A 7,094-nucleotide genomic window follows, 5' to 3' on the forward strand; every position below is an offset into this window, starting at 1 on the left:
CCTGCAACACCAGTTCGCGGGGTGAAACGGAGTCGGTATGCACAGGGTGCACGCGGGTGTGGTGCCCATGGCACGAATCGTGGGTTACGGCCTGGCCGCCGTCGTGGTGATCGCGGCGGTGACGGTTCCGACGGTATCGCTGTTCGGGGTGGGCCGGATCTTCACCGGGATCGTGCTCGGCGCGGTTCTCGCGGTGCCGGCCCTGGTCGCGTTGTTCAAACGGGACGCCGTGGTGCTGACCGACAAAGCCATCCACCGGCGTACGCCGTGGTCGGTCACCGATATCGACTGGGACCGGGTGATCGCGGGACGTTTCGGGCTCGACGAACAGTCGCGCTGGTCGCTGGCACTCGACCTGACCGAGGGTGCGGAACCACACAGCGAAATAGTGCTGCTCTCCATTCCGCCGGTAAATGGTCCGATTTCCGGCGCATATGATCTCCGTAAGCGGGAACAGATCAACCAGATACGGAATATTTTGCGGCTCAAGCGTATTCCGGTGACCGTTCTGCCCGATATCGCGGGAGCGCTCGAACGGCACTGGCAGATCGCACCACCGACCCGCTGACACCGGGCGCACCCGGGCCATCGGCCCGTACGCGACACCCGCCCGGCTGCCTCAGCGGAGGGCTGCGACCATGGAGAACCCGAAGCCATGGACGACCCGAACGCCGTACGGCAGAGGAGAGGAATGCTTCACTTCGCCCGGGCAATCGTGGGGGTACTGACCTTCGTCGCGGCGCTCTGCGCCGGGATGCCGGCGACAGCGCAGGCCGAGACGGCCTGGCATCCGGGAAAGCTGCTGTCGGATGAACCACTCGACCGGGATTGGGGCGGCCTGAGCGAGGTCCACCGGATCGAATACGTCACCACGGGACCGGGCGGGGATCTGGTCCCCGCGGAGGCCGTGGTCCGGCTCCCCGAGGGCGGGCCCCCCGTGGGCGGCTGGCCGGTGGTCGCCTGGGATCACGGTACCTCCGGCCTGGGCCAGGAATGCGGGCTCACCGGCTCCGAACAGCTGGAGCAGGGGACCGCCCCGGCGGTGTCGCGGCTCAACGACGCGGGATACGCCGTCGTCGCCCCCGACTACATCGGCCTGAGCCCCGGTTCGCCGGGACCGCACCCGTATCTGCAAACCGGCACCGAGGCCACCGCCACCGTCGATGCCGTCCGCGCCGCGCACGCCGGGTTCACCGTCCTCTCCCGGAGTTGGGCGGTCGCCGGGGTGTCCCAGGGCGGGCATGCCGCACTCGGGACCGGCCACCTCGCCCCGTCGTACGCTCCCGAACTCGATTTCCGTGGGACCGCGGCGCTGGCCCCGGTCAGCAATCTGGAGACGATTTTCCTGCGCTCCCGGCCGGGCCAGCCGGAGATGCCGGGATTCACGGGCCGCTCCGTCCCGATGGTGCTGGCCGGGATGACCGGAGCGAAACTCGGCGTCGACGTCGACGACTACCTGACCCCCGCCGGGCAGCGTTTCGTCGACGGGCTCGCCGTACGCTGCAATGCCCGCGCCGGGGCCATGCTGGCGACGGCGAAGGTCGGCGAACTGCTGGCCCGCCCGCTCGACGATCCGCAATTCGCGCCGGCGATGCGCGAATACATGGGGGTGCCGGTCAGCGGCTACCAGGACCCGATCCTGGTGGTGCACGGCTACTACGACACCGTCGTCCCGCTACCGCTCACCCTCGCGCTGACCGCGCAGTTCACTCAGCACGGCACCCGGCACGAGATCCAGCTGCTCGAGGCCGGACACGACGATCTGCCGGATCAGGGCGGACTGGACCGCGCCCTGACCTTCCTCGGGCAGGTGCTCCCGGCCCGCTGAGCGGTCCCGCCGGGTGTTCCGGCCGGCAGGCGCGCCGAGTGTTTCGATCTCGGGCGTCAGACGTAGGCGCGTTCGATGATGGCCGCGGTGTCCACGCCCAGGGGCAGGGTGCCGAAGGCGGCACCCCAGTCGTCGCCGAGGCGGGAGGCGCAGAACGCGTCCGCCACCGCCCGGTGACCGTGCCGCACGAGTTGCGCGCCCTGCAATACCAGCGCCATCAGCTCGACCACGCGACGCGCCCGGTACTCGATATCGGAGCGGTCGGCGAGCTCCTTGCCGACCCGGTCGATCGCGTGGTCGAGGTGCGGATTCTCGCCGCGTGCCCGGGACACCTCGTCGAAGTAGGCCTCCACCGTCTGCGGCTGGGTGCCCATCGCGCGTAGCGCGTCGAGCGCGGCCACATTGCCCGATCCCTCCCAGATCGACATCAGCGGCGCCTCGCGGTACAGCCGCGGCATCCCCGATTCCTCGACGTAGCCGTTACCGCCGAGGCATTCCAGCGCCTCCGCGGCATGGACCGACGCCCGTTTGCACACCCAGTATTTCGTGATGGCCAGCGCGATCCGGCGCAACGCGGCCTCGGCCGGATCGGCCGGGGCGCGGTCGGTGGCTCCGGCCAGCCGCAGCATCACGGTGGTCGCGGCCTCGGATTCGATCACCAGATCGGCCAGCACATTGCGCATCGCGGGCTGGTCGATCAGGGCGGCACCGAACGCCTGCCGGTGCCGGGCGTGCTGCACCGCGCGTACGGTCGCCAGGCGCATCCCGACCGACGACCCGATCACACAATCCAGCCGGGTCATATTGACCATCTCGATGATGGTCTTCACCCCGGCGCCCTCCGGGCCCACCAGCCAGCCGGTCGCGTTCTCGTATTCGATCTCGGCCGAGGCGTTCGATTTGTTGCCGAGCTTGTCCTTGAGCCGTTGCAGGCGAATCGGGTTACGGGACTCGTCCGGCAGAACCCGGGGCAGCAGGAAGCAGGACAGTCCGCCCGGCGCCTGCGCGAGGGTCAGGAACATATCCGACATCGGCGCGGAGGTGAACCATTTATGACCCACGAGCCGGTAGGAGCCGTCCGGTTGCGGCGTCGCGGTGGTGGTGTTGGCGCGGACATCGGAACCGCCCTGCTTCTCGGTCATCGACATGCCGGCGATGAGCCCCGTCTTCGTGGACGGTTCGCGCAGGCCGAAATCGTAGCTGCGGGCCGCCAGCAGCGGTTCGTACTTCGCGGCCAGCTCCGGATTGTGCCGCAGCGCCGGGATCACCGCGTAGGTCATCGAGATGGGGCACATATGGCCTGCGTCGGCGGCGCCCCAGACATAGAACTTCGCGGCCCGCGCCACATGGGCGCCGGGGCGCTCCTCGGTCCACGGCGTGCCGTGCAGCCCGTGCTCCACCGCGACCGTCATCAGGTCGTGCCAGTGCGGATGGAATTCCACCTCGTCGACCCGGTGACCGTAGCGGTCGTGGGTGCGCAGGAGCGGCGGGTACTCGTTGGCGAGCCGGCCCCATTCCTGCGCCTCTTCGCTTCCGGACAGCACGCCGAGGGCCCGGACCTCGTCCTCGGCCCAACCCGCGCCCTCGCGATGCAAGCCGGTCAGCAACGCCGGGTCCCGGGAGAAATCGAACGGGGTGATCGGCGGAACCTGGTTGCTGACTTCGTGCGTGCGCATCCCATGATTATGCGACTGCCGTCACATGCCGTCACGCACGGGATCGGGACCGGTCGGTATCGGCTGTCCGAGGGTGGCTCACGGGGCGGGACGCGGTGCGCGCTCGCCGCGCGCAGGAACTCGCCGCGGCGTCCGCCCACCGGCGCCGGCTGCGGCCGGACAACGGATAGCCTGGGCGGATGCGCCGGCTGAGCGTCGTCGACGAGATCTTTCTGCGGACCCATCGAGGGATGGGCACCCCCATCGCCCTCCAGGGACTGTGGCGCACCGGCGACCCCGTGGCACCCGCCGAACTGCACCGGCTGCACGAGGCGCTGCGCGGCGGGCCGCTCGGCCGCCGGGTGGAGCGGTCCCGGGTCCCGGGGGCGCGGGCGCAGTGGCGGCGCAACGAGAGCGCCCATCCGATCGGCTTCGCGCCGGCACCGCTGGCACCCGCCGAGGTCGTCCGCTGGGCAGAGACGCTCGGCGAGGATCTGGACCCGGCCCGGGAACCCGGGTGGCGGCTGGCCGCCGCACCGGTCACCGACGGTGGCACCGTCGTCGCCCTCACCTGTTCCCATGTCCTCGCCGACGCGCGCGGGCTGATCATCGCGGCCGAACAGGCGCTTGCGGTTCTCACCGGGGGCCGGGGGGAACCGGATCGCGCGCCGGTGGCGGGGCCGGATCCCACGTCGGTGGCGGATCGTGCGGGGGGAGCGGAGCAGGGGAGAGAACAGTCGGCGGAGCCGACCGGTGGGCCGGTCGCAGGTCTTCTGCAGTCGGACTGGGCCGATGCGGCGTGGGTCTGGGGCAGGGTGCTGCGCGGTACGTCCCGTGCCGCTGTGCAGGGGGTTCGCGGGGCGAGCCATGCAGCCGGGCGAGGCAACGGCGCCCCGGATCTCTCCGACACGAACCTCTCGAACCTTCCGGCCGCGGGCACCTCGAACCTTCCGGTATCAGGACTGATCCTGCGATGTTCGGCGGCGGAATGGGAGCGGATCGCGGCGGAGTCCGGGGGGACGGCGAACAGCCTGTTCATCTGGCTCGTGGCCCAGACCCTGTGGGCGGCCGGCTTCCCGCGCGACCGGATCGCGGCGAGTCTGCCCGTGGACACCCGCGACGAACCGCGTGTCGACAACGATCTCGCGGTGACCGAGATCGTGCTGCGACCCACCGACGGTCCGGCCGCGATCCGGGCGAAGAGCCGGGCCGCCTACGAGTATCGGATGTCGAGTCCGGCGGGGCTACCGGAAGAGTTCCTGCACCTGGTACCGGACCGGGTGGCGTACCGGCTGTCGCGGGGCGCCGGTGAGCGCGACATCCTGTGCTCGAATATCGGTGTCATCCCGCCCGCGCTGCATATGTTCGGAACGCATGAGTGCACCGGTGTCGCGACCCGTGCGATCCACCCCGGCCTGACCTACGGCGGCCGCCCCCGCACCCGGCTGTCGGGGTATCTGTGCCGCTACCGCGACGACTACATTCTCACCCTCGCCGGGCTCTACCCCGAGCGTGTGGCCGATTCCGGTGCGCTGCACCGGTTCGTCACCGGGATCGCGGCGCGCGCGGGTCTGCCGCTGGCGCCGTGGTAGCCGGTCAGCGGTTGGCCCGGTACCAGCGGATCGCGGCGTCGGTAGACGAATCGCCCTGGGGTTCGGGATCATCGGCCGCGGTGAGCAGCGGCGCCAATTCGAGCGCCTGCTGTTTACCGAGTTCCACACCCCACTGATCGAAACTGTCGATACCCCAGACGACCCCGGCCACGAACACCTGGTGCTCGTAGAGCGCGATCAACTGACCCAGCACCGACGGGGTGAGCCGCGGCGCCAGAATCGTGGTACTGGGCCGGTTCCCGGGCATCACCTTGTGCGGAACCACTTCCGGGGGTGTGCCCTCGGCGGCGATCTCCTCGGCGGTTTTCCCGAACGCCAGCACCTTGGTCTGCGCGAACAGGTTGCTCATCAGGATGTCGTGCATACTGCCGGTGCCGTCGCGGGTGGGCAGATCGTCGGTGGGCCGGGCGAACCCGATGAAATCGGCCGGAATCAGCCGGGTGCCCTGGTGGAGCAGCTGATAGAAGGCGTGCTGGCCGTTCGTGCCGGGTTCGCCCCAGAAGATCTCCCCGGTGGAGGTGGTCACCGGGCTGCCGTCGGCGCGCACCGATTTCCCGTTCGACTCCATGGTGAGCTGCTGCAGATAGGCCGGGAACCGGGCCAGATCGTTGGAATACGGCAGTACCACCCGCGATTGGGCGCCGAAGAAATTCGCGTACCAGATGCCCAGCAGCGCCAGCAGCGCCGGTGCGTTGGCCTCCAGCGGCGCGGTCGCGAAATGCCGGTCCATGGTGTGCATCCCGGCCAGGAATTCGGCGAATCGCGCGGGACCGATGGTCACCATCACCGACAGCCCGATGGCCGAATCCACCGAATAGCGGCCGCCGACCCAATCCCAGAAGCCGAACATATTGGCGGTGTCGATACCGAACTCGGCCACCCGCCCGGCATGTGTGGACACCGCGACGAAATGCTTCGCCACCGCCTCGTCGCCCAGTGCGTCCACCAGCCAGCGCCGGGCCGCGGTCGCGTTGGTCAGGGTTTCCAGGGTGGAAAAGGTTTTCGACGCGACGATGAACAGAGTGGTCGCCGGGTCGAGGTCGGCAAGCGTGGCCACCAGATCGGCGGGATCGACATTGGAGACGAACCGGGCGCCGATGCCCGCGTCGGCATAGTGACGCAACGCCCGATGCACCATCACCGGTCCGAGATCCGAACCGCCGATGCCGATGTTCACCACTGTGCGGATCCGCTCGCCGGTGGCGCCGCGCCACTGCCCCGAGCGCACCGACTCGGCGAAGGCGCCCATCCGGTCGAGTACCTCGTGGACCGCCGCCCCGGCATCCACACCGTCGATGGTCAGCGAAGACCCCTTGGGCAACCGCAGCGCGGTATGCCCGACCGCGCGGTCCTCGGAGGTGTTGATGTGCTCACCCCGCAGCATGCGGTCGCGCTGGGCCTCCACCCCGGCCTCCCGGGCCAGTTCGACCAGCAGCTGCAGCGTTTCCCGGGTCACCCGGTGCTTGCTGTAGTCGACCCGCAGCTCCCCCGCGGTCAAGATCAGATCCCGCCCGCGCGCCGGATCCTCGGCGAACAGGTCCCGTAGCCGTAGGGCGGCCGTCGCACTGTGATGCTCGTGCAATTTCCGCCATGCCGCCGATGCGGTTATGTCGACGCTCACACCCACCGAGCGTACAAGAGTGGTTTTCGGCACGCTGGTGCGCGCGGGGTTCGGCGCCTTTGGGTGTTTGCCTGTCCGGGCACCCCATCCGCGAAGGTGGGGCAGGTGACCTTGCTCGCGAAGGTGGGGTAGGTGACGTTGCTCGCGAAGGTGGGGTAGGTGGCCTTGCTCGCGAAGGTGGGGTAGGTGGCGTTGCTCGCGAAGGTGGGGTAGGTGGCGTTGCTCGCGAAGGTGGGGCAGGTGACCTTGCTCGCGAAGGTGGGGCAGGTGACCTTGCTCGTGAAGGTGCTGTGTTTATTGGCGCGCTGGCGCGCGCGGGGTTCGGCCCCCTTAGCGTCTGCTGTCAGCCCTCGAGACTCGTGGCTTCGCCACATGCG

At 69.5% G+C, this 7,094-nt stretch carries 5 protein-coding genes; 3 read left to right on the forward strand and 2 right to left on the reverse strand.

Going from position 1 to position 7,094, the window contains the following annotated elements; all coding sequences use genetic code 11:
• Positions 1–37 precede the first annotated feature (37 nt).
• Positions 38–568, forward strand: coding sequence for a hypothetical protein (locus AB0F41_RS27660; protein WP_357428793.1), 531 nt, complete (start codon positions 38–40; stop codon positions 566–568).
• A gap of 123 nt (positions 569–691) precedes the next feature.
• Positions 692–1,828, forward strand: a complete 1,137-nt coding sequence (locus tag AB0F41_RS27665; RefSeq protein WP_357428795.1) for a lipase family protein — start codon at positions 692–694, stop codon at positions 1,826–1,828.
• 56 nt (positions 1,829–1,884) lie between these two features.
• On the opposite strand, the gene AB0F41_RS27670 is transcribed toward AB0F41_RS27665, so the two are convergent.
• Positions 1,885–3,504, reverse strand: a complete 1,620-nt coding sequence (locus AB0F41_RS27670) for an acyl-CoA dehydrogenase family protein (protein ID WP_357428797.1) — start codon at positions 3,502–3,504, stop codon at positions 1,885–1,887.
• Positions 3,505–3,683: 179 nt separating this feature from the next.
• Here AB0F41_RS27670 and AB0F41_RS27675 point away from each other — a divergent pair, with 179 nt between their 5' ends.
• Entirely contained in the window at positions 3,684–5,075 is a 1,392-nt protein-coding gene (locus AB0F41_RS27675; protein WP_357428799.1) for a hypothetical protein, read from the forward strand.
• Positions 5,076–5,079: 4 nt separating this feature from the next.
• Here AB0F41_RS27675 and pgi read toward each other — a convergent pair whose 3' ends face one another.
• Positions 5,080–6,717 carry a glucose-6-phosphate isomerase gene (pgi, locus tag AB0F41_RS27680; protein WP_357428801.1) on the reverse strand — a complete coding sequence of 546 codons (1,638 nt, stop codon included), beginning with the start codon at positions 6,715–6,717 and terminating at the stop codon, positions 5,080–5,082.
• Positions 6,718–7,094: the final 377 nt, after the last annotated feature.

The sequence above is a fragment of the Nocardia sp. NPDC024068 genome (assembly GCF_040638875.1).
Lineage (GTDB): Bacteria > Actinomycetota > Actinomycetes > Mycobacteriales > Mycobacteriaceae > Nocardia.